Here is a 22,006-nt window from a genome sequence, read left to right as displayed (position 1 = left end):
ACTACAACACCCGACGAGCCCACAGCGCCCTCGGCGGCCAGCCACCCATCACCCGACTGACCACCTAAGTGTCAACAACGTCACGAGTCAGTACAGCTAGCGCCTGTTCCAGGTGTGGCCAGGTGTTGATGACGGCGGCCGTCCGCCGTGGGAGCCGGTGGCCTCACCTCTGGCACCCGCACCTCCGGCACCCGCACCTCCGGCACCCGCACCTCTGGCACCCGCACCTCTGGCACCCGCGCTAGCCCGGCCGGACGGCACGGGCCGCGCCGCCACCCCTGCGGGTGGTCTCGGCGGCGGCCCGCCACCGGCCGTCCGGGAGGCGTTCGACGGCGGTCACCGCGCCGATCTCGGCGGTGGAGGTGAAGCGGTGGCCCAGCGCGCGCAGGTCGGCGGCCTCGGGCGCGGCCAGGAACGCCGCCTCGGCCTGGGTGTCCGCCGCGTTGCGCTGGGACGCGCGCGGCGCGGCGATCGCCCGGACGAGCGGCAGGCCGCGGTCCAACCGCCGGGTGAGCACCTGGAGGACCGTGGTGATGATGCTCGCGCCGCCCGGCGAGCCCAGGGCCAGCACGGGCGTGCCGTGGTGCAGCACGATCGTGGGCGACATCGACGAGCGCGGGCGCTTGCCGGGACCGGGCAGGTTGGGGTCCGGGACGCCGGGCGTGACCGGGGCGAAGGAGAAGTCGGTCAACTCGTTGTTGAGCAGGAACCCCCGACCGGGCACGACGATGCCGCTGCCGCCCTCCTGCTCGATGGTCAGCGTGTGCGCGACGACGTTGCCCCACTTGTCGGCGACGGTGAGGTGGGTGGTGTCGGTGCCCTCGTACGGGGTGGCGGCCGGATCGCCGGTGGTGCGGCACGGGCCCGGGTGGCGCGGGTCGCCCGGCGCGACCGGGCCGGGCAGGGCGCGGGTCGGGGAGATCAGGCAGGCGCGGGAGTCGGCGAACTCCTGGGACAGCAGCGCGCGGGTCGGCACGTCGGCGAAGGCCGGGTCGCCCACCCAGCGGTCGCGGTCGGCGAACGACAGCCTGGACGCCTCCAGGAACCGGTGCAGGTACTGGACCTCCGACTCGTCGGCTAGCTCGGCAGGACCGGTTGGGTCGGCCGGGTTCGCGGGGTCGGCCGGGTTCGCGGGGTCGGCCGGGTTCGCGGGGTCGGCCGGGTTGGCGGGGTCGGCGGTGCCTGCGGGGGCGGCGGATTCCAGGATGTTCAGCGCCTCGCCCACGGCGATGCCGCCGGCGGACGGCGGGGCCATGCCGTGGACGTCGAGGTCGCGGTAGCGGGCGCGGCTCGGTTCGCGTTGCGGGACCCGGTAGTCGTCCAGGTCGGCCAAGGTGAGATCACCCGGGCGGACCTGGCGGGTCGCGGCCGGGTCCACGGGCGGGTGGGCGACGGCGTCGACCACGTCGCGGGCGATCGCGCCCCGGTAGAGCGCGGCGACGCCGTCGCGGCGCAGCTCCCGGTAGGTGTCGGCGAGGTCGGGGTTGCGGAACGTGCTGCCGATCGCGGGGACCGGGAGGTAGAGCTCCCGGGTGGAGGTGATGTCGGCGAACCGGTCGGCGTTCTCGGTGACCTGGCGGTGGAAGGTGGCGTCCACCGGGAAGCCGCGCCGGGCCAGGTCCTCGGCCGGTTTCAGCGCGTCGCCCAGGGAGAGCGTGCCCCAGCGCTGGAGGGCGCGCTGCCAGGTGCGCGGGGTGCCGGGGACGCCGACGGACAGGCCGCTGGTCACCGCCTCGGCGAACGGGATCGGCCGGCCGTCCTCCAGGAACAGGTCGGGGCCGGCCGAGGCGGGGGCCGTCTCGCGGCCGTCGAGGGTGGACACGCGGCGGGTCCGGGCGTCGTAGAAGACCAGGAAACCGCCGCCGCCGATGCTCGCCGAGAACGGGTCGGTGACGCCGAGCGCCGCCGCGACCGCGACCGCCGCGTCCACCGCGTTGCCGCCGCGCCGCAGGACGTCGACGCCGATCTGCGAGGCGTCCGGGTCGACGCTCGACACGACGCCACCGGAGCCCACCGCCTCGGGGACGCGCGGCGGTGCCGCGTGCCGGTCGGGAGCCCGCTGGTCCGCCCGGTGCGCCGGGCGCGCCTGGGCGGGGACGAGCGGGGCGACGAGCAGGAGCGATGCCAGGGCGCTGACGACCGTCGAGCGGAGCATCGTTCCCTTCTACTCCTGACCGGGCGTGCCGGTGAACCCCGCGAGGGCGAATCCCACCCGGTAGACGGGGTCGGTGACCCGCCGGCCGACACCGGACGACGCCCGACGACACCGACGACACCGACGACACCGGCCGATCACCATCACCCGAAAGTGATCTTGCGCAACTAGAACACCTGTTCGAAGATAGAGCCATGCCGCCACCACCGCCACCGCCCCGATCGCGCCCCGCCCTCCGCTCGCCCGCTCGGCCCCACCACCCCGACACCCCCCGGGAGGCACTCTGGTAGACCTCAGCCCATGGCAGGCAGGACGAGCACCAGGCGCGGGGAACGCGTACCCGCCGCCGAGCTGCCCGTCGCCCGGATCTGCGTCGACGTGCCGCTCCCGCACCTCGACCGGCTGTTCGACTACCAGGTCTCGACCGAACAGGACGCGGACGCGGTGCCCGGCTGCCGGGTCCGCGTGCGGTTCGCCGGTCAACTGGTCGACGGCTACCTGATCGAACGGGCCGAGGAGTCCGGCTACGGCAGCAAGCTGAGCTTCCTCGACCGGGTGATCTCGCCGGAGCCGGTGCTGGCCCCGGAGGTCGCGGAGCTGGCGCGCGCGGTGGCCGACCGGTACGCGGGTTCGCTGATCGACGTGCTGCGGATGGCGATCCCACCCCGGCACGCGCGAGTCGAGGCGAAGCCGTCCCCGGAGCCGGTGCCGCTCCCGGCCGCGCCGACGGTCGAGGGCTGGTCGCGGTACCCGTTCGGGCCGAACCTGCTGGACGCGCTGCTGGCGGGGCGGCCGGCGCGGGCGGTGTGGCAGGCGCTGCCGGCCGAGGACTGGCCCGCGCGGCTGGCCGAGGTGGCGACGGCCGTGGTGAGCACCGGGCGGGGTGCGCTGGTCGTGGTGCCGGACCACCGCGACCTGGCGCGGCTGCACGCGGCGTGCGCGGCGTTGGCGGGGCCGGACGCGGTGGTGACGCTGTCGTCCGACCTGGGGCCGTCCGAGCGGTACAAGCGGTGGCTGGCGGTGCGGCGGGGTGCGGTGCGGCTGGTCCTGGGCACGCGCGGGGCGGCGCTCGCGCCCGTGCACGACCTGGGGCTGGTGGCGGTGTGGGACGACGGCGACGACCTGCACGCCGAGCCCCGGATGCCGTACCCGAACGTGCGGGACGTGCTGGTGCAGCGCTCGCACCTGACCGGGGCGTCGCTGCTGGTCGGCGGCTTCGCGCGGACGGCGGAAGCCCAACTGCTGGTGGACAGCGGGTGGGCGCACGAGGTGGTGGCGAGCCGGGACACGCTGCGGGCCGTCGCGCCCCGGGTCGCGGCGGTGGGCGACAACGCGTGGCAGGACGTGAAGGACCCGGCGGCGCGGTCGGCGCGGTTGCCGTCCATCGCGTTCGACGCGGCGCGGTCGGCGTTCGCCGAGGACGCCCCGGTGCTGATCCAGGTGCCGCGCCGGGGGTACGTGCCGTCGCTGGCGTGCGGCACGTGCCGTGCGCCGGCCCGGTGCCGGCGGTGCGCGGGGCCGCTGGCCCTGCCCGGCGGGGCGGACGAGGGGATGCCCAAACCCGCGTACTGCCGGTGGTGCGGGGCGACGGAGGCGGCTTTCCGCTGCCCGGCGTGCGGTTCGCGGAGGTTGCGCGGCCAGGTCATCGGCGCTCGTCGGACCGCCGAGGAGCTGGGTCGGGCGTTCAGCGACATCCCGGTGCGCACGTCGGGGGCGGACGAGGTGCTGTCGACCGTGCCGGCCGGGCGCGCGCTGGTGGTCGCGACCCCGGGAGCCGAGCCGACCGCCGAGGGCGGTTACGGCGCGGTCCTGCTGCTCGACGGCTGGGCCCTGCTGGGCCGGGCCGACCTGCGGGCGACCGAGGAGACCCTCCGGCGCTGGATGACCGCCGCCGCCCTGACCCGACCGGCGGGCAAGGTGGTGGTGGTCGCCGATTCCAGCCTTCCGCCCGTCCAGGCGCTGGTGCGCTGGGACCCGGTGTGGCACGCGAGGCAGGAACTGGCGGGCCGCACGGAGCTGGGCTTCCCCCCGGCCGTCCGGATGGCCACCGTCGACGGAACCCCGGACGCCGTGGCCGGCGCTCTGCGAGACCTGGTCCTGCCCCCGTCCGGCGAGATCCTCGGGCCGGTCCCGCTCTCCGACGACGGACAACGGGAACGGGCCCTGATCCGCGTTCCCCGGACCGACGGCAAACCCCTGGCCGAGGCCCTGACCGCCCTCCAGGCCACGCGCAGCGCGCGCAAGGACCCGGACCCGATCAAGGTCAAGCTCGACCCGCTCGAAGTCCTCTGACCAAGTCCGTCCCGGCGAGCTCCGCAACCCTCGAACCAACGGCTCCGCAGCTCGCCGGACCGGCAGACTCCTCCGAACCGGCGGAACTCGCCGGACCGGCGCGGGCAGAGGCGCGAGAGGGTGGGGGTGCCAGAGGGTCGAGGCGCGGCGTCACCGCGTCGGGTCGGGCTGCGCGGACGGCAGTGCGTCACGCGTCGCTGTCGGCCCGGTCCACGGGGTCGCGCGGGCCGGGCGTCCGGTCAGTTCTCAGGCACCGGCGGCGGCGCGCAGGGCGTCCGCGCGGTCGGTGTTCTCCCACGGCAGCTCGACGTCGGTGCGACCGAAGTGGCCGTACGCGGCGGTCGGGGCGTAGATCGGGCGGAGCAGGTCGAGGTCGCGGATGATCGCGGCGGGTCGGAGGTCGAAGACTTCGCCGATGGCGAGCTGGATCTTGCTCGGGTCGACCGTCTCGGTGCCGAAGGTCTCCACGAACAGGCCCACCGGGGCGGCCTTGCCGATCGCGTAGGCCACCTGCACCTCGATGCGCGTGGCCAGACCCGCCGCCACCGCGTTCTTCGCCACCCAGCGCATCGCGTACGCCGCGGACCGGTCCACCTTCGACGGGTCCTTGCCGGAGAACGCGCCGCCGCCGTGCCGGGCCATGCCGCCGTAGGTGTCGACGATGATCTTGCGGCCGGTCAGGCCCGCGTCGCCCATCGGGCCGCCGATGACGAACCGGCCGGTCGGGTTGACCAGGAGGCGCACGTTCGCGGTGTCCAGGCCGAGCCCGTCGATCTCGGGCGCGACCACGTGCTCGCGGATGTCGACGCCGAGCAGCTTCTCCAGGTCGATGCCGTCCGCGTGCTGCGTGGACACCACCACGGTGTCCAGCCGCACCGGCTGGTCGCCCGCGTACTCGATGGTGACCTGGGTCTTGCCGTCCGGGCGCAGGTAGGGGACGGTGCCGTCCTTGCGCACGCCGGTCAGCCGCCGGGACAGCCGGTGGGCGAGCGCGATCGGCAGCGGCATCAGCTCCGGCGTGTCGGTGCACGCGTAGCCGAACATCAAGCCCTGGTCGCCCGCGCCCTGCTTGTCGATGTCGTCGTCGGCACCGTCGACCCGCTGTTCGTAGGCGGTGTCGACGCCCTGCGCGATGTCGGCGGACTGCGCGCCGATCGCCACGTTCACGCCGCAGGAGCGACCGTCGAAGCCCTTGGCCGACGAGTCGTAGCCGATCTCCAGGATCTTCTCGCGGACGATGGACGGGATGTCCGCGTAGGTCTCGGTGGTGACCTCGCCCGCCACGTGCACCTGACCCGTGGTGATCAAGGTCTCCACGGCCACGCGCGAACGGGGGTCCTTGGCCAGCAACGCGTCCAGGATGGAGTCGCTGATCGCGTCGCAGATCTTGTCCGGGTGCCCCTCCGTCACCGACTCACTGGTGAACAGCCTGCTGCTGTGCTGGCTCACGGCACTCCCCATTCGACGTGTTCCCCCTGCGATCGGTCCCCAGCTTACTGAGGGTCCCCACCCGGATGGTCATACCCGGGCGGACGGGACAACCGCATCCCACACTGCGGACGCCAGGCGCGCCTTCGACCCGTGCGGCAGGGTCGTCTCGGCACCGGACGCGGACAGCAGCCAACCTGCGTTGTCCTCGACCTCGAAGGCCTTGCCGTCGCCGACCGCGTTCACCACGAGCCAGTCGCAGCCCTTGCGACGGAGCTTCGCCCGTCCGTAGTCGAGCACGTCACCCCCGCCGTCCCCGGTCTCGGCGGCGAAGCCGACGACGACCTGCCCGTCCCGACGCGCGGCGACCAGTTCGACCAGGATGTCCGGGTTGCGCGTGAGCCGCACCGGGTCCGGGTCGCGGTCGGACTTCTTGATCTTGTGCTCGGCCAGGTCGACCGGCCGGAAGTCGGCCACGGCGGCGGCCATCACCACGACGTCGGCGTCCTTGGCCACCCAGTGCACCGCATCGCGCAGCTCGGCGGTGCTGCCCACCCGCTCGACCTCGACGCCCGCGGGCGGGGCCAGGTCGGCGGTGTGCGCGGCGACCAGGGTGACCCGCGCGCCGCGCTGGGCGGCCACCCGGGCGAGGGCGAAGCCCTGCCGGCCGGAGGAGCGGTTGCCCAGGAAGCGCACCGGGTCGAGGGCCTCGCGGGTGCCGCCGGCGGAGATGGCGACGTGCAGGCCCTCCATGTCGCGGGGCAGCGCGTCCGGGCGCTCCAGCAGCAGCCGGGACAGCTCGACGATCTCGGCCGGGTCGGGCAGCCGGCCCTTGCCGGTGTCCTTGCCGGTCAGCCGGCCGCTGGCGGGCTCGGCCACGACCACGCCGCGCGAGCGCAGCAGCGCCACGTTGGCCCGCGTCGCCGGGTGCTCCCACATCTCGGTGTGCATGGCCGGGACGAGCAGGACCGGGCAGCGCGCGGTCAGCAGGGCGTTGGTGAGCAGGTCGTCGGCGAGCCCGTGCGCGGCCTTGGCCAGCAGGTTCGCCGTGGCGGGCGCGACCACGACCAGGTCGGCCTCCTGTCCGAGCCGCACGTGCTGCACGGACGGGACGTCCGAGAACACGCCGGTGTGCACCGGCTGCCCGGACAGGGCCTCGAAGGTGGCCGCGCCGACGAAGTTCAGTGCGCTCTCGGTGGGGACGACCCGCACCGCGTGGCCGGACTCGGTGAGCCGGCGGAGCACCTCGCACGCCTTGTAGGCGGCGATACCGCCGCCCACCCCCAGCAGGACGCGGGGGCGGGCGTCGACCGCCTCGGTCACTCGCCCTCGGTGTGCTCAAGGAGACCCGCGTGGATCTCCCGGAGCGCGATGGACAGCGGCTTCTCGCGCGGGCCCGGCTCGACCAGCGGGCCGACGTACTCCAGCAGGCCCTCGCCGAGCTGGGCGTAGTAGTCGTTGATCTGCCGCGCCCGCTTGGCCGCGTAGATCACCAGCGCGTACTTCGAGCTGACCTGCTCCAGCAGGTCGTCGATCGGCGGGTTGGTGATGCCCTCCGGAGAACCCGACAGGGGGCCCAGCTCGGTGTGCGTGGTCACTCGTCAACGCTCCTGCGGTTTGGTGTGTCCAGGGGTCGTCCTGCGCCGGCGGGGCGCGCTAGCGCGCGACGGGCGGCGGGCCGACCACCAAGTCTAGCAAGCGGGTGGCGGCCGACCGAACGTCGGCGTTCACCACGACCTCGTCGAACTCGGGTTCGGCCGCGAGCTCCTCGCGGGCGATCTCCAGCCGGCGGGCCACGACGGCGGGGTCCTCGGTGCCCCGGCCGGTCAACCGGCCGACCAGGTCCTCCCAGGACGGCGGCGCGAGCATCACCAGCCGCGCCTCCGGCATCGACGCCCGGACCTGCCGGGCCCCCTGGAGCTCGATCTCCAGCAGGGCCGGCCGGCCGGCCGCGAGCGCCCGTTCCACGGGCTCCCGGGGGGTGCCGTAGCAGTTGCCGGCGAACTCGGCGTGCTCCAGGAGCTCGCCGTTGTCGACCATCTTGCGGAATTCCGGCGGGTCCACGAAGTGGTAGTGCACCCCGTCGACCTCGCCCGGCCTCGGCTTCCTGGTGGTCACCGAGACGCTGAAGTGCAGGTCGGGCCCCATCCGGCGGAGCTCGGCCAGCACGCTGGACTTGCCCACGCCCGAGGGCCCGGAAAGTACGGTGAGGCGGGACCGGGCGCACGCGCCCGGTCCCGCCCCGGTGCCATCACTCACTCGCCGCTGAACTCGGTGAGCAGCGCCTTGCGCTGCCGCTCACCCAGGCCGCGCAGCCGACGGCTCGGAGCGATCTCAAGGCGCTCCATGATCTGCTGCGCGCGAACCTTGCCGACGCCCGGAAGCGCCTCAAGCAGCGCGGACACCTTCATCTTGCCAAGGACCTCGTCGCTCTCAGCGGCCTTCAGCACGTCCGTCAAGGTCGTGCCGCCACGCTTGAGGCGCTCCTTGAGCTCAGCCCGAGCGCGACGAGCGGCAGCAGCCTTCTCCAGCGCTGCGGCCCGCTGCTCCTCGGTAAGCTGGGGAAGGGCCACGATTTCCTCCGTGGTGTGGGAATTTCAATTCTGGATCGGTGCCGCGACCGTACCGAGCGCAATTGCCTGGGTACAACGTGGGTCCCAGTCAGGTGAAACTTTCAGCGCCTGGTGGTTGCGGCGGGTGGTAGTAGTACCAACACCCGCCGGCCGTCCCGTCACCGCCACCGGTAACGCCTTGCGCACGACCCGTGTGGTATGCGCTCGATGGGGTTTGGTCCCGCCGGTCGCCAGGACCGTACCAGGCACCGTTTACGCAGGTGAGCGGACCACGTAAAGCGTGTCGTGATTTGTCCGCGATCACCGTCTCAGGGAGTCCCCCACCGCCCTTGCCGCAGACCGCAAAGTTGCGGCTCCGGGGCCGTGCCGGAGCACGTCCCGGGAGCTCGCCGGGAGCACCCCGGGCAGCTCCTCGCCGAACACCCGGCGCAGGTCCGCGACGGTCGCGCCCTGGGCCCCGAAACCGGGGGCCAGGACCGGTCCGCGCAGGTCGGAGAGGTCGACGCCGAGTTCGCCCACGGTCGCGCCGACGACCAGCCCGACGTCCCCGAGGGGGTCCGCACCGGCGTTGCGGCGGGCCGCGGCGTCGATGACGGACTGGGCCACGGACCGACCTCCCGGACCGGTCGCGCGCTGCACCGCGGGACCCTCGGGATTGGAGGTCAGAGCCAGCACGAACACGCCGCGCCCGCTCGCGCGCGCCGCGTCGAACGCCGGGTCGAGCGACCCGAAGCCCAGGTACGGCGACACCGTCACCGCGTCGCCGGCCAGCGGCGAGCCATCGGTCAGGTACGCCTGGGCGTAGGCGGCCATGGTGGACCCGATGTCGCCGCGCTTGGCGTCCACCAGTACCAGCGTGCCGGTGCCCCGCAGGTCCGCCACGACCCGCTCCAGCACCGCGACACCCCGCGACCCATACGCCTCGAAGAAGGCCGCCTGGGGCTTCACCAGGGCCACGTGGCCCCCGAACGCCTCCACGCAGGTCAGCGCGAACCGCTCCAGGCCCGACGCGTCGCGCGGCAGGCCCCAGGCGTCCAGCAGGCCCGGGTGGGGGTCGATGCCGACGCACAGGGGGCCGTGCTCGGCGACGGCCCCGGCCAGCCGCTCCCCGAACCTCACGCCTCACCCCGCAGGGCCGCCTGGAGCGCCTGGAGGGGCCGTACGCCGATGTCACCGCGGATGGCGGCCTCGATGCCGTGCACCGCCGCCGCCGCGCCCTGGATGGTCGTGACGCACGGGATGTCCTTCGCCACGGCCGCCGTGCGGATCTCGTAGCCGTCCACGCGGGGCCCGTGGTTGCCGTAGGGCGTGTTGATGATCATGTCGACGTTCCCGGCCAGGATGGCGTCCACGATGTTGTCGTCGCCCTCGAAGTGCTTGCGGACCACCGTGCAGGGGACGCCGTTGCGGCGCAGCACCTCGGCGGTGCCGGCCGTGGCGAGCACCTCGAAGCCCAGGTCGGCGAGCCGCTTGATCGGGAAGATCATGGCCCGCTTGTCCCGGTTGGCGACCGACACGAAGACCCGGCCCGAGGTGGGCAGCGAGCCGTAGGAGGCGGTCTGGGATTTGGCGTAGGCCATGCCGAACGACACGTCGATGCCCATCACCTCGCCGGTCGACTTCATCTCCGGCCCGAGCAGCGAGTCCACGCCCTTGCCCTCCGGCGTGCGGAACCGGTGGAACGGCAGCACGGCTTCCTTGACCGCGACCGGGGCGTGCGGCGGCAGCTTCGCGCCGTCGCCGGTGGCCGGGAGGATGCCCTCCGCGCGCAGCTCGGCGATGCTCGTGCCGAGCATGACCCGCGCGGCGGCCTTGGCGAGCGGCACGGCGGTCGCCTTGGACACGAACGGCACGGTCCGCGACGCGCGCGGGTTGGCCTCCAGCACGTACAGGACGTCGTCCTTGAGCGCGTACTGGACGTTGAGCAGGCCGCGCACGCCGATGCCCTCGGCGATGGCCCGGGTGGAGCGCCGCACGTTGTCCACGTCGGTCTCGCCCAGGGTGATCGGGGGCAGCGCGCACGCCGAGTCGCCGGAGTGCACGCCGGCCTCCTCGATGTGCTCCATCACGCCGCCGATGAACACCTCCTCGCCGTCGAACAGGGCGTCGACGTCGATCTCGATGGCGTCGTCGAGGAACCGGTCGACCAGCACCGGGTGCTCCGGGCTGACCTCGGTGGCGCGGGCGATGTACCCGGCCAGCGTCTCCTCGTCGTAGACGATCTCCATGCCGCGCCCGCCCAGCACGTAGGAGGGGCGCACCAGCACCGGGTAGCCGATCTCGTCGGCGATCGCCTTGGCCTGCGCGAACGACGTGGCGGTGCCGTACTTGGGCGCGGGCAGGCCCGCGTCGGTGAGCACCTGGCCGAACGCGCCGCGGTCCTCGGCGAGGTGGATGGCGTGCGGCGGGGTGCCCACGACCGGGACGCCCGCGTCCGAGAGCCGCTGCGCCAGGCCCAGCGGCGTCTGCCCGCCGAGTTGCACGATCACGCCCACGACCGTGCCGGAGCGCTGCTCGGAGTGGAACACCTCCAGCACGTCCTCGAACGTCAGCGGCTCGAAGTACAGGCGGTCGGAGGTGTCGTAGTCGGTGGACACGGTCTCCGGGTTGCAGTTGACCATCACCGTCTCGTACCCGGCCGCGCGCAGCGCCATGGCCGCGTGCACGCACGAGTAGTCGAACTCGATGCCCTGCCCGATCCGGTTCGGGCCGGAGCCCAGGATCAGCACCTTGGGCTTCTCGCGCTGCTCGGCGACCTCGGTCTCCGCGTCGGGGTCGAGCTCGTAGGCCGAGTAGTGGTAGGGCGTCTTGGCCGCGAACTCGGCGGCGCAGGTGTCGACGGTCTTGAACACCGGCCGCACGCCCAGCCGGTGCCGCAGCCTCCGCACGCCGTCCTCGCCGGCGAGCTCGGAGCGCAGCGCGGCGACCTGCCGGTCGGACAGCCCGGCCCGCTTGGCCTTGCGCAGCAGGCGTTCGTCCAGCACCGGGGCGTCCTCGATCTCCCGGCCCAGGTCGACCAGCCAGGAGATCTGCTCGACGAACCACGGGTCGATGCCCGACGCCTCGTGCACCTGCTCGATCGTCGCGCCCAGGCGCAGCGCCCGGTCCACGGTGTACAGCCGCCCGTCGTGACCCGCGCGCAGGGCGTCCAGAGTGGACTCCAGCGTCGTGTCGTCGGGGTCGGGGGTGGTCCAGAAGCCGGCGGCCTTGGTCTCCATCGAGCGCAGCGCCTTGCCCAGCGCCTCCACGAAGCTGCGGCCGATCGACATCGCCTCGCCGACCGACTTCATGGTCGTGGTCAGCGTCCGGTCCGCGCCGGGGAACTTCTCGAACGCGAACCGGGGCACCTTCACCACGACGTAGTCCAGCGCCGGTTCGAAACTGGCCGGGGTCTCGCCGGTGATGTCGTTGCGGATTTCGTCCAGGGTGTAGCCGATGGCGAGTTTCGCGGCGATCTTGGCGATCGGGAAGCCGGTCGCTTTCGACGCCAGCGCGGAGGAGCGGGAAACGCGCGGGTTCATCTCGATCACGACCATCCGCCCGGTTTCCGGGTCGATCGCGAACTGGATGTTGCACCCGCCGGTGTCCACGCCGACCTCGCGGATGACCGCGATGCCGACGTCGCGCATGTGCTGGTACTCGCGGTCGGTCAGCGTCATCGCGGGCGCGACGGTCACCGAGTCGCCGGTGTGCACGCCCATCGGGTCGATGTTCTCGATGGAGCACACCACGACCACGTTGTCGTTGCGGTCGCGCATGAGCTCCAGCTCGTACTCCTTCCAGCCGAGCACGCTCTCCTCGATCAGCACCTCGGTGACCGGGGACTCGGCGAGCCCGGAGGCGGCCAGCCGCTCCAGCTCCGCCGGGGTGTGCGCCATGCCGGAACCCAGGCCGCCCATGGTGAACGACGGCCGGATCACCACCGGCAGGCCCAGGTCGGCGACCGTGGCGCGGACGTCGTCCATGGTGCGGCACACGGCGCTGCGCGGGACCTCGGCACCGATCTTGCGCACCAGGTCCTTGAAGATCTGCCGGTCCTCGCCGCGCTGGATGGCGTCGATGTCCGCGCCGATCAGCTCGACGTCGTACTTCTCCAGCACGCCCCGCTCGTGCAGCGCGATGGCGGTGTTCAGGGCGGTCTGCCCGCCCAGGGTGGCCAGGATCGCGTCCGGGCGCTCGGCGGCGATCACCTTCTCCACGAACTCCGGCGTGATCGGCTCGACGTAGGTGGCGTCGGCGAACTCCGGGTCGGTCATGATGGTGGCCGGGTTGGAGTTGACCAGGCTGACCCGCAGGCCCTCGTCGCGCAGCACGCGGCACGCCTGGGTGCCCGAGTAGTCGAACTCGCAGGCCTGGCCGATGACGATCGGCCCGGAGCCGATCACCAGCACGTGCTTGAGATCAGTCCTCTTCGGCATCAGCGGCCCTCGCCCATCGTCTGTCCCCCGGCGGAGCCGGACATGAGATTGCAGAATTCGTCGAACAGCGGGGCGGCGTCGTGCGGTCCGGCCGCCGCCTCCGGGTGGTACTGCACGCTGAACGCGGGCACCTCCAGGGCGCGCACGCCCTCCACGGTGCCGTCGTTCGGGCAGTAGTGGCTCAACTGCACGCGGCCGAAGTCGGAGCCGAACTCCTGGCCGGGCTCCCCCTCCAGCGCGAAGCCGTGGTTCTGCGAGGTGATGGCCACCCGCCCGGTCGCGACGTCGATGACCGGGATGTTGATGCCCCGGTGGCCGTAGCGCATCTTGTAGGTCTCGCGGCCCAGCGCGCGGCCCAGGATCTGGTTGCCGAAGCAGATGCCGAACAGCGGGATGCGCTTCGACAGGACCTCGCGGGTCAGCCCCACGGCGTGCGCCTGGGTGGCCGGGTCGCCGGGTCCGTTGGACAGGAAGACGCCGTCCGGCGCGATCGCCTCGATGTCGGCGAAGGTCGAGTGCAGCGGCAGGACGTGCACCTCGACGCCGCGCGCGGCCATCATCCGCGGGGTGTTGGACTTGATGCCCAGGTCCAGCGCGGCGACCCGGAACCGGCGCTCGCCGATCGCGTCGACCACGTACTTCCGCGCCGTGGTCACGTCGCCGGCCAGGTCCGCGCCGGTCATGCCGGGCGCGGTGCGCACCCGCTCCAGCATCTCCCCGTCGTCGCCCAGGTCGTCGCCGGAGAACACGCCGGCGCGCATCGCGCCCCGCTCGCGCAGGTGGCGGGTGAGCATCCGGGTGTCGATGCCGGCGATGCCGACCACGCCCTGGCGGACCAGCTCCTCGTCCAGTCCCCGGGTGGAGCGCCAGTTGGACGGCACCCGCGCCGGGTCGCGGACGACGTAGCCCGCCACCCAGATCCGGGACGACTCGTCGTCCTCGTCGTTCCAGCCGGTGTTGCCGATCTGCGGCGCGGTCTGCACCACGATCTGGCGGTGGTAGGACGGGTCGGTGAGGGTCTCCTGGTACCCGGTCATGCCGGTGGCGAAGACCGCCTCGCCGAGGCTCGCGCCGACCGCGCCGTAGGACTCGCCGCGGAAGACGCGGCCGTCCTCCAGCACGAGGGCCGCACCGGTCGTCGTGGAGTTGTTCTTGGCGGAGTTGTTCACGCACGGCCTCCCAGCGCCTGCACCCACTGCTCGTACACGTCCTTGTCGTCGCCCCGGAACCCGGTGTCGAAGGTCTGGCCCGCGAGCTGCCAGCGCACCACCAGCAGGCCGTCGGCGGTCATCACCTTGCCCGCCAGGCCGCGCGCGGTGCGGGCGTCCACCACGTCGGCCAGCGGAATCCACATGGCGGTCGCGCCGGTCCGCTCGACCAGCACGCCGGTGTCGGTCAGCTTGAGGACCGCCTCGGCGCGGTGGCCGATGTCGCCGACCGCGACCCGGTCCTGCCAGTCGTCGCCGATCGTGGTGCCGATGTAGACACCGGTGGTCTCCAGCTTCGCGGCACCGGTCTCGGCGGGCGGCTGCGGGAACTCCGGCAGCGCCTCGGTCTGCCGCCGGGCGCGGGCCCGCCAGCCGTGCCACATGCCGTACACGGCGAGGGCGAAGACGGCGAACACCGCCAGGGACAGCAGCACGCGGGTCATGCGGGAATCCTTCCGCTGGTCGCGGTCACGCGCCCGCGCAGCAGCGTGGCGACGACCCGGCCGGGCAGCTCCATGCCCTCGAACGGGGTGTTGGCCGCGATGCTCGCGAAATCCGCGCCGCGCACCGTCCAGGTGGCGTCCGGGTCGACCAGGACGAGGTTCGCGGGCTCGCCCACCTCGACCGGGCGGCCGTGGTCGGGCAGGCCGGCGATCTCCGCGGGGCGCTCGCTCATCACCCGGGCGACCCCGCGCCAGGTCAGCAAGCCGGTCTCGACCATCGTCGCGACCACGACGGACAACGCGGTCTGGAGGCCCAGCATGCCGGGCCGGGCCGCCGCCCACTCGCAGTCCTTGTCCTGCACGGCGTGCGGGGCGTGGTCGGTGGCGACGCAGTCGATGACGCCGTCCGCGAGCGCCCGGCGCAGCTTCTCGACGTCGGCGGCGGTGCGCAGCGGCGGGTTGACCTTGTTGACCGGGTCGTAGGTCTCCAGCCGGTCGTCGGTCAGCAGCAGGTGGTGCGGCGTGACCTCGGCGGTGACGTCCGTGCCCCGGGCCTTGGCCCAGGCCAGCACGTCGGCGGTGCCGGCGGTGGAGACGTGGCAGACGTGCAGCCGGGCGTCCACCTGCCGGGCGAGCAGGCAGTCGCGGGCGACGATCGCCTCCTCGGCGGCGGCGGGCCAGCCCTGGAGGCCCAGCCGCGCGGCGTGCGCGCCCTCGTGGGCCTGCGCGCCGGCGGTCAGCCGGGGCTCCTCGGCGTGCTGCGCGACCACCACGTCCAGCGCCTTGGAGTACTCCAGGGCGCGGCGCATGATCAGCGGGTCGTGCACGCAGTGGCCGTCGTCGGAGAACACCCGGACACCGGCCTTGGCCATGGTGCCGAGCTCGGCGAGCTGCTCGCCCCGGAGGCCGACGGTGACCGCGCCCACCGGGTGCACGTCGACCAGGCCGACCTCGCGACCGCGCCGGGCCACGTGCTCGACCACGACGGCGTTGTCCGCGACCGGGTCGGTGTTGGCCATGGCGAAGACCGCGGTGTAGCCGCCGAGCGCGGCGGCGGCGGAGCCGGTCTCGATGGTCTCGGTGTCCTCGCGGCCGGGCTCGCGCAGGTGGGTGTGCAGGTCCACGAAACCGGGCAGCAGGACCGCGCCACCGCCCTCCACGACCTCGGTGTCGTCGTCGGGTCCGGGGACGACACCGATGGCGGCGATCACGCCGTCGCGGACCAGCACGTCGACCGGGTCGCCTTCGCCGTAGGGCCGCACTCCCCTGATGATCAAGGGGTTCACGCGTTCTCCTCCTCGTGGGCAAGCAGGTGGTAGAGGACGGCCATGCGCACGTGCACGCCGTTGCGCACCTGGTCGGTGATGGCGGCGCGGGGCGAGTCGGCGACCGCGCTCGCGATCTCCATGCCGCGCAGCATCGGACCGGGGTGCAGCACCACGGCGTGCTCGGGGAGCAGGGCCAGACGTCGTTCGTTGAGCCCGTAGGCGATCGAGTACTCGCGGGCGGACGGGAAGAAGTGCCCGTTGCCCCCGGTGCCGGCGGTCCCGCTGTACATGCGTTCGGCCTGGACGCGCAGCAGCATCACCGCGTCCTGGCCGGGCAGCTCGGCGTCCAGCTCGTGCGAGACGGTGACCGGCCAGCCCGCCACGCCGGCGGGCAGCAGCGTCGGCGGGGCCACCAGGGTGACCTCCGCGCCGAGCGCGGTCAGCAGGTGCACGTTCGACCTGGCCACGCGGCTGTGCAGCACGTCGCCGACGATCGCGATCCGGCGGTCCCGCAGGTCGCCGAGGCGCTCCCGCAGGGTGGCCGCGTCCAGCAGGGCCTGGGTGGGGTGCTCGTGCATCCCGTCGCCCGCGTTCACCACGGACGTGCCGGTGTGCCTGAGCCAGCCGGCCAACTGGTGGGCCGCGCCGGAGGCGGGGTGCCGGATGACGACGCAGTCCGCGCCGGCGGCGGCCAGGGTGAGCGCGGTGTCGCGCAGGGACTCGCCCTTGCCCACGCTGGAACCGGACGACGAGACGTTCACCACGTCCGCGCTCATCCACTTGCCCGCGATCTCGAAGCTGACCCGGGTCCGGGTGGAGTTCTCGTAGAACACCGTGATCACCGTGCGACCGCGCAGGGTGGGCAGCTTGCGCACCTCGCGGCCCTCCAGCGACTGCTTGAGGCCCGCCGCCGTGTCCAGGATCGCGGTGGCGTCCGCCGGGTCGATGCCCTCGGTGGACAGCAGGTGCTTCACCGCAGCACCACCCCGTCCCGCTGGTCGAACTCCTCCAGCAGCACGTGGACCTCCTCGGAGCGGGCGGTGGGGACGTTCTTGCCGACGTAGTCCGCGCGGATCGGCAGCTCGCGGTGGCCCCGGTCGACCAGCACGGCGAGCTGCACGGCGCGCGGGCGGCCGTGGTCGCGCAGCGCGTCCAGGGCGGCCCGGATCGTGCGGCCGGAGAACAGGACGTCGTCCACCAGCACGACCAGCCGGTCGTCGATGCCGCCATCCGGGAGCGCGGTCGTCTCCAACGGACGGGTGGGGCCACGCCGCAGGTCGTCCCGGTAGAGCGTCACGTCCAGGGTGCCTGTGGGTACCGCCACACCGCTGAATTCCCGGATCTTGACCGCGAGCCTGCGGGAGAGGGGCGCACCCCGGCTCGGAATCCCCATCAGGACTACCGCGGGTGCGCTGGGTGCATCGAGGGCTGTCTTCTCGATGATCTGATGGGCCATTCGGGCGACGGTACGCGCGACGTCGCCGGCCGACAGGAGCTCTCGCTCCCCGGCCGGGTCCGTCGCGCCACGTTGACGTGGCGCCACGGTTGGACCTCCTTCCCCGCCTCGCTGGACGGGTCCTTAAAGGACGTCGGACACCCGGTTCGGACCGGGCTGACCAGCACGGTATCAGGCTTTCAGGGTCAATCTTCCGGGTGGTCCGCGTGGTCTCGGCCACCTGGACCGGCGAGATCGGCTTGACCTGGTGACCACGGAGAGCAATCATTACTCTGCGTATTGATCGAAGCCTCCCCGCGGCAGTCCCCTACCGGCTGACGGGGCGAATGAACGGAGAACCGCCACATGGGCGACTACGCCAAGGCGCTGGGGGCCAAGCTCCGCGCGATCCGCCAGCAGCAGGGCCTGTCTCTGCACGGCGTCGAGCAGAAGTCCGGCGGTCGTTGGAAGGCCGTGGTCGTCGGCTCGTACGAGCGCGGCGACCGCGCCGTGACCGTGCAGAAGCTCGCCGAGCTGGCCGACTTCTACGGTGTGCCGGTCGCGGAACTGCTGCCGGAGGGCCGCGTGCCCTCCGGAGCCGAGCCCGCGACGAAGATCGTCATCAACCTGGAGCGGCTACAGCAGTTGCCGGCGGAGAAGGTCGGGCCGCTCGCGCGGTACGCGGCCACCATCCAGAGCCAGCGCGGTGACTACAACGGCAAGGTCCTGTCCATCCGGACGGAGGACCTGCGCTCCCTGGCGATCATCTACGACATGACGCCGGGCGAGCTGACCGAGCAGCTCATCGACTGGGGTGTGCTGCCCCCCGAGGCCCGACCGGCCAAGGAGGACTGAGCACGACGCGAGAGAGGGCCGCACGGCACGCCTGGGCGGCCCCTCTTCCGTTCGTCCCGGTCGGGTCGGGGCGCGCGGAAGGGCCCCGCGCCGACGACGCGAGGCCCTGCCGGCAGGACGACGCCTAGAGGACGGCGCGCAACTGGTCCGCGATCACCGCGATCCGGCCCAGCACGCCGTTGACGAAGCGCGGCGAGTCGTCCGTGGAGAGCTGCTTGGCCAGCTCCACGGCCTCGTCGATGGCGACCGCGTCCGGGACGTCGGACGCCCACAGCAGCTCGTAGAGGCCCAACCGCAGCACCGCGCGGTCCACGCCCGGCATCCGCTGGAGCGTCCAGCCCTCGGCGTGCTCCGAGATCAGGTCGTCGATCCGGGGGCGGTGGCCGGTGACGCCCTCCACCAGGCTGATCGTGTAGTCGTTGATCGGCGGCACGTCCGGCGAGCCCACCCGCTCCGCGAGCAGGGTGACCGCGTCCACACCGCGCAGGTCGGCCTCGTAGAGGACGTCGACCGCCCGTTTCCGGGCCTTGCTGCGTGCGCCCACGTCAGCCGCTGACCCGGCCGAGGTACCGGCCGTCGCGGGTGTCGACCTTGATCTTCTCGCCGGTCGTGACGAACAGCGGGACCTGGATCTCCGCGCCGGTCTCCAGCGTGGCGGGCTTGGTGCCGCCGGTGCTGCGGTCGCCCTGGAGGCCCGGGTCGGTGTGCCGGATGACCAGCTCGACGCTGGTCGGCAGCTCCACGTAGAGCGCGACGCCCTCGTGCACCGCGACGACCGCCTCCTGGTTCTCCAGCAGGTAGTCCGCCGCGTCGGCCACGGTCTCGGCCGGCACGTTGAGCTGGTCGAAGGTGTCGCCGTCCATGAAGACGAAGTCGGCACCGTCCTTGTAGAGGTAGGTCATGCCGCGCTTGTCCACGGTGGCCGTCTCGACCTTGGTCCCCGCGTTGAAGGTCTTGTCCACGACCTTGCCGGACAGGACGTGCTTCAACGTGGTGCGCACGAACGCGCCACCCTTGCCCGGCTTGACGTGCTGGAACGCGGTGACGGTCCACAGTTGGCCGTCGAGGTTCAGCACCAGGCCGTTCTTCAGGTCGTTGGTGGTGGCCACGGGGTGGGCTCTCCTGTTATCTGGGTTCGGGCGTCAGAGGACCACAAGCTCTTTCGTGGTCAGGGTGAGGAGCTCCGGGGCACCTTGGCGCACCACCAGCGTGTCCTCGATGCGGACGCCGCCCTGCCCGGCCAGGTACACACCGGGCTCGACGGTGACCGCCATACCGGGCAGAAGTGTACCGGCCCCGACCTTGGACAGCGCCGGAGCCTCGTGGATCTGCAGTCCGACGCCGTGGCCGAGACCGTGCGGGAACCGGTCCCCGTAGCCCGCCTCCTCGATCACGCCGCGAGCCGCCGCGTCCACCGCGCCGGTTCCGGTGCCCGGCGCGAGCGCCCGCCGGCCGGCCGCCTGCGACGCGGCGACCAGCTCGTACAGCTCCCGCTGCCAGTCCGCGGCCCGGCCGACCACCAGGGTGCGGGTCATGTCCGAGTGGTAGCCGTCGACCAGCGCGCCGAAGTCCAGCTTCACGAAGTCGCCCGGCTGCACCACGGCGTCGGTGGGGCGGTGGTGCGGCACGGCGGAGTTCGCGCCGGCCGCCACGATGCTCTCGAAGCTCGGGCCGTCCGCGCCGTGGTCGAGCATCCGGTTCTCCAGCTCGCGGGCGATCTCCCGCTCGGTGCGCCCCGCGCGCAGGCCGCCGTGCTCGATCAGCCCGGCCAGCGCCCGGTCGGCCGCCGCGCACGCCATCCGCAGCGCCTCGACCTCCGCGTCGTCCTTGACCAGCCGCAGCTCCTCGACCAGGCCGGGCGCGCGGACCAGCTCGACCCGGCCGGCGGCCTCGGTGAGCAGGTCCAGCGCCTCGATGGTCACGTGCCCGCTCTCGTAGCCCGTGCGGCGCAGCCCCGCCTCGGCCGCCCGGGTCGTCAGCGCCACGTCGCACGGCCGGTCGACGACCCGTTCCAGGTCCGGCACCTGCCGCTCGGCCTGGATCAGGTACCGGCCGTCGGTGCAGAAGGCGGTGGCCTCGTCGGAGTCGGCGGACACCAGCAGCGCGGCGTTGGACCCGGTGAACCCGGTGAGGTAGCGGATGTTCAGCAGGTTGGTCACCAGCAGCGCGTCCAGCTCCCGGTCCCGGAGCGTGGCGCGCAGGGTGGCGCGGCGAGTCGAGTGGGACATACCCGCAGCCTAGAGGCTCGCCGACGGCCGCACAGCGGTCCCGAGGTCGGCACCGGGGCGGGCGGCGGTGCCCGGCGGGACGGACCCGACCCGGCCGGCGGACGCTGCGCGGGCCGGCGGGTGGTGCGTGGTCGACGCGCTACCGGCGCAGGTCGCCGGCCTGCTCGTAGCCGTCCCAGGTCCGCTGGTCGACGGCGGTGACCGGCGACGAGTTGAGCCTCGCCACCTCCTCGTCCGCGACCAGCCAGAGCTCGTCCTCCAGCAGCAGCGCCGTCCGGCCGTCCGGGGCGCGCAGCGCCTTCGCACCGGCCGGGACGCGGGCCGCGAGGGGCAGCTCGTCGACGATCGGCGGGCGGCGCTCCAGGACCCGGGTGGCCAGCCGGTCGGCGACCGAGCGGCGCTCGACGCGGACCACCTCGCCGCCGACGACCAGGTCCACGGTGTTCTCCGGGGACGGCACGGCGAAGCCGTCGAGCACGCGGGCCGTCGCGGCGGTCCGGCAACCGGGCGCGTGGGCCAGGTCCAGCCCGAAGTGCCCCAGGTCGGTGGGTGCGGCGGCGGCCCCGTCGACGGTCGCGCGCACCACGTCCAGCGGAATCCGGCCGCACGGGTCCTCGGGCGAGAGCGGGGCGTGGCCCTCCGGGGTGCGGACCAGGCCGGGCCCCTCGCGCCAGCGGCCCGGGATGGTGACCGGCGGGACCGGGTTGCCGGTGAAGTCGTGGTCCCAGAAGGTGATCGTGGTGCCGTGCTCGGTCTCGTGCGCGATGGCGAACGCCTTGAGGGCGTCCACGTACATCCAGTCCGCGCTGAACGCGTCCACCACCGAGCGGGTGCGCGGCCTGCGGGTGTCCGCGACCGGCTCGAACCCGCGCTCGCCGAGCGCCTCCACGTGGTTGAGGAACGTGGGGTCGCGGGCGCGCAGCACGAACTGGCCCGCGCCGTTCCAGCCGGCCGCGCGGCCGGTGGTGTCGGTGAACAGCAGGTAGAACCAGCCGTCGACGAACAGCACGGACGGCTGGCCCGCGCCGTAGGTGTTGTCCCGGGTGGTGTCGTAGGACGGGCTGACGATCGGCAGGCCGCCCGCGTCGCGGGTCCAGTGCACGCCGTCCGGGCTGGTGGCGACGCCGACCGCGTTGCCGTGGGCGTGCTCGCCGGCCGCGCCGGTGTAGTACAGGTAGTAGGTGCCGCCGACCTTGAGCACGGACGGGTCGCACACGTGCTTGCCGTCGAACCCGGTCACGCTGCCGCTGAGCACCGACTGGCCGGAACTGCCGTCCGGCGCGGTGAACGGGCCGGACGGGCTCGCGCTCTCCGCGTGCAGCAGGTCGTCCCCGGGCGGGTCGGCGTGCCGGACCTGGCTGCACCACCACATCCGGATCCGACCGCCCTCGGCCAGCACCGCCGGGCCGTAGTTGTACGGGGCCTCCGGGCCGGCCGCGACGACGCCGGGGCCCTGCCGGTTCCGGTCGGCGACCGGTCGCGGCGCGGGCGGGGCCGGCCGGTCGGGCCGGGTGCTCGTCGTGGTCGGCGGCGGGGGCGCGGCGGGCTCCGCGACGCCCGGCGCGCACGCCGTGGCGGTGGCGAGGGCGAGGAGGGTTCCGAGGAGCCTCGTCGGGCCGGCCATGGTCTCCACTTCCGGACGTCGGGTGCCTCACCGGGGAACGCACCGCGCCCGGTCCCGCTCCAGTGTAGAGATCAACTCA

General features: G+C 73.3%; 19 protein-coding genes. 2 read left to right on the top strand and 17 right to left on the bottom strand.

Annotated elements, in window-relative coordinates:
* Positions 1 to 241: 241 nt before the first annotated feature.
* Positions 242 to 2,155 (bottom strand): gamma-glutamyltransferase family protein, encoded by a 1,914-nt coding sequence (locus AB0G01_RS27800; RefSeq protein WP_360951048.1) that lies wholly within the window; start codon positions 2,153 to 2,155, stop codon positions 242 to 244.
* 300 nt (positions 2,156 to 2,455) lie between these two features.
* Here AB0G01_RS27800 and AB0G01_RS27795 point away from each other — a divergent pair, with 300 nt between their 5' ends.
* Positions 2,456 to 4,447: a primosomal protein N' gene (locus tag AB0G01_RS27795; RefSeq protein ID WP_360951045.1), complete on the top strand. Its 1,992-nt coding sequence runs from the start codon at positions 2,456 to 2,458 to the stop codon at positions 4,445 to 4,447.
* Between the two features lie 246 nt (positions 4,448 to 4,693).
* On the opposite strand, the gene metK is transcribed toward AB0G01_RS27795, so the two are convergent.
* The 12 genes from metK to pyrR form a co-directional block, all read right to left on the bottom strand.
* Positions 4,694 to 5,908: a methionine adenosyltransferase gene (metK, locus tag AB0G01_RS27790; RefSeq protein ID WP_360951042.1), complete on the bottom strand. Its 1,215-nt coding sequence runs from the start codon at positions 5,906 to 5,908 to the stop codon at positions 4,694 to 4,696.
* A 57-nt stretch (positions 5,909 to 5,965) separates the two neighbouring features.
* The gene (gene coaBC, locus AB0G01_RS27785) at positions 5,966 to 7,198 is read right to left on the bottom strand and encodes a bifunctional phosphopantothenoylcysteine decarboxylase/phosphopantothenate--cysteine ligase CoaBC (protein ID WP_360951039.1); all 1,233 of its coding nucleotides are present in this window, start codon (positions 7,196 to 7,198) and stop codon (positions 5,966 to 5,968) included.
* Positions 7,195 to 7,473, bottom strand: coding sequence for a DNA-directed RNA polymerase subunit omega (rpoZ, locus tag AB0G01_RS27780; RefSeq protein WP_015103666.1), 279 nt, complete (start codon positions 7,471 to 7,473; stop codon positions 7,195 to 7,197). Before rpoZ ends, coaBC begins: the two co-directional genes overlap by 4 nt.
* A 58-nt stretch (positions 7,474 to 7,531) precedes the next feature.
* Positions 7,532 to 8,134 carry a guanylate kinase gene (gene gmk / locus AB0G01_RS27775; protein ID WP_360951036.1) on the bottom strand — a complete coding sequence of 201 codons (603 nt, stop codon included), beginning with the start codon at positions 8,132 to 8,134 and terminating at the stop codon, positions 7,532 to 7,534.
* Positions 8,131 to 8,448: an integration host factor, actinobacterial type gene (gene mihF, locus AB0G01_RS27770; RefSeq protein ID WP_033427832.1), complete on the bottom strand. Its 318-nt coding sequence runs from the start codon at positions 8,446 to 8,448 to the stop codon at positions 8,131 to 8,133. Before mihF ends, gmk begins: the two co-directional genes overlap by 4 nt.
* Positions 8,449 to 8,748: 300 nt before the next feature.
* On the bottom strand, positions 8,749 to 9,567 hold the full coding sequence (pyrF, locus tag AB0G01_RS27765; RefSeq protein WP_360951033.1) for an orotidine-5'-phosphate decarboxylase: 819 nt from the start codon (positions 9,565 to 9,567) through the stop codon (positions 8,749 to 8,751).
* Positions 9,564 to 12,866 carry a carbamoyl-phosphate synthase large subunit gene (gene carB / locus AB0G01_RS27760; RefSeq protein ID WP_360951030.1) on the bottom strand — a complete coding sequence of 1,101 codons (3,303 nt, stop codon included), beginning with the start codon at positions 12,864 to 12,866 and terminating at the stop codon, positions 9,564 to 9,566. Before carB ends, pyrF begins: the two co-directional genes overlap by 4 nt.
* On the bottom strand, positions 12,866 to 14,035 hold the full coding sequence (gene carA / locus AB0G01_RS27755) for a glutamine-hydrolyzing carbamoyl-phosphate synthase small subunit (protein WP_360951026.1): 1,170 nt from the start codon (positions 14,033 to 14,035) through the stop codon (positions 12,866 to 12,868). The genes carB and carA overlap by 1 nt, the downstream gene beginning before the upstream one ends.
* Positions 14,032 to 14,517, bottom strand: a complete 486-nt coding sequence (locus AB0G01_RS27750; protein ID WP_360951023.1) for a transporter — start codon at positions 14,515 to 14,517, stop codon at positions 14,032 to 14,034. The genes carA and AB0G01_RS27750 overlap by 4 nt, the downstream gene beginning before the upstream one ends.
* Positions 14,514 to 15,803 (bottom strand): dihydroorotase, encoded by a 1,290-nt coding sequence (locus tag AB0G01_RS27745; RefSeq protein WP_360951020.1) that lies wholly within the window; start codon positions 15,801 to 15,803, stop codon positions 14,514 to 14,516. Before AB0G01_RS27745 ends, AB0G01_RS27750 begins: the two co-directional genes overlap by 4 nt.
* The gene (locus AB0G01_RS27740) at positions 15,800 to 16,759 is read right to left on the bottom strand and encodes an aspartate carbamoyltransferase catalytic subunit (protein WP_360951017.1); all 960 of its coding nucleotides are present in this window, start codon (positions 16,757 to 16,759) and stop codon (positions 15,800 to 15,802) included. Before AB0G01_RS27740 ends, AB0G01_RS27745 begins: the two co-directional genes overlap by 4 nt.
* Positions 16,756 to 17,328, bottom strand: coding sequence for a bifunctional pyr operon transcriptional regulator/uracil phosphoribosyltransferase PyrR (pyrR, locus tag AB0G01_RS27735; RefSeq protein WP_360951014.1), 573 nt, complete (start codon positions 17,326 to 17,328; stop codon positions 16,756 to 16,758). The genes AB0G01_RS27740 and pyrR overlap by 4 nt, the downstream gene beginning before the upstream one ends.
* 258 nt (positions 17,329 to 17,586) lie before the next feature.
* Here pyrR and AB0G01_RS27730 point away from each other — a divergent pair, with 258 nt between their 5' ends.
* A complete protein-coding gene (locus AB0G01_RS27730) occupies positions 17,587 to 18,075 on the top strand; it encodes a transcriptional regulator (protein ID WP_015103676.1) in 489 nt (162 codons plus the stop codon).
* 124 nt (positions 18,076 to 18,199) lie between these two features.
* Here AB0G01_RS27730 and nusB read toward each other — a convergent pair whose 3' ends face one another.
* From nusB to AB0G01_RS27710, 4 genes are all read right to left on the bottom strand, one after another.
* Positions 18,200 to 18,619 (bottom strand): transcription antitermination factor NusB, encoded by a 420-nt coding sequence (gene nusB / locus AB0G01_RS27725; protein ID WP_360951011.1) that lies wholly within the window; start codon positions 18,617 to 18,619, stop codon positions 18,200 to 18,202.
* Between the two features lies 1 nt (position 18,620).
* On the bottom strand, positions 18,621 to 19,184 hold the full coding sequence (efp, locus tag AB0G01_RS27720; RefSeq protein ID WP_360951008.1) for an elongation factor P: 564 nt from the start codon (positions 19,182 to 19,184) through the stop codon (positions 18,621 to 18,623).
* A gap of 33 nt (positions 19,185 to 19,217) precedes the next feature.
* Complete coding sequence (locus tag AB0G01_RS27715) at positions 19,218 to 20,303, bottom strand: Xaa-Pro peptidase family protein (protein WP_360951005.1); 1,086 nt, start codon at positions 20,301 to 20,303, stop codon at positions 19,218 to 19,220.
* 139 nt (positions 20,304 to 20,442) lie between these two features.
* Positions 20,443 to 21,927 (bottom strand): beta-xylosidase, encoded by a 1,485-nt coding sequence (locus AB0G01_RS27710; protein ID WP_360951002.1) that lies wholly within the window; start codon positions 21,925 to 21,927, stop codon positions 20,443 to 20,445.
* Positions 21,928 to 22,006: the final 79 nt, after the last annotated feature.

The sequence above is a fragment of the Actinosynnema sp. NPDC023587 genome (assembly GCF_040640215.1).
Classification (GTDB): Bacteria; Actinomycetota; Actinomycetes; order Mycobacteriales; family Pseudonocardiaceae; genus Actinosynnema.
Note: the sequence above shows the minus strand (reverse complement) of the source record. Positions and strands in the feature narration are given on the sequence as shown.

What these genes read in the sequence shown, in the direction of transcription:
- AB0G01_RS27750 (WP_360951023.1), bottom strand. Translation starts at nt 14,517, where the DNA reads ATGACCCGCGTGCTGCTGTCCCTGGCGGTGTTCGCCGTCTTCGCCCTC.
- AB0G01_RS27715 (WP_360951005.1), bottom strand. Translation starts at nt 20,303, where the DNA reads ATGTCCCACTCGACTCGCCGCGCCACCCTGCGCGCCACGCTCCGGGAC.
- AB0G01_RS27710 (WP_360951002.1), bottom strand. Translation starts at nt 21,927, where the DNA reads ATGGCCGGCCCGACGAGGCTCCTCGGAACCCTCCTCGCCCTCGCCACC.
- AB0G01_RS27730 (WP_015103676.1), top strand. Translation starts at nt 17,587, where the DNA reads ATGGGCGACTACGCCAAGGCGCTGGGGGCCAAGCTCCGCGCGATCCGC.
- AB0G01_RS27800 (WP_360951048.1), bottom strand. Translation starts at nt 2,155, where the DNA reads ATGCTCCGCTCGACGGTCGTCAGCGCCCTGGCATCGCTCCTGCTCGTC.
- metK (WP_360951042.1), bottom strand. Translation starts at nt 5,908, where the DNA reads ATGGGGAGTGCCGTGAGCCAGCACAGCAGCAGGCTGTTCACCAGTGAG.
- AB0G01_RS27795 (WP_360951045.1), top strand. Translation starts at nt 2,456, where the DNA reads ATGGCAGGCAGGACGAGCACCAGGCGCGGGGAACGCGTACCCGCCGCC.
- carB (WP_360951030.1), bottom strand. Translation starts at nt 12,866, where the DNA reads ATGCCGAAGAGGACTGATCTCAAGCACGTGCTGGTGATCGGCTCCGGG.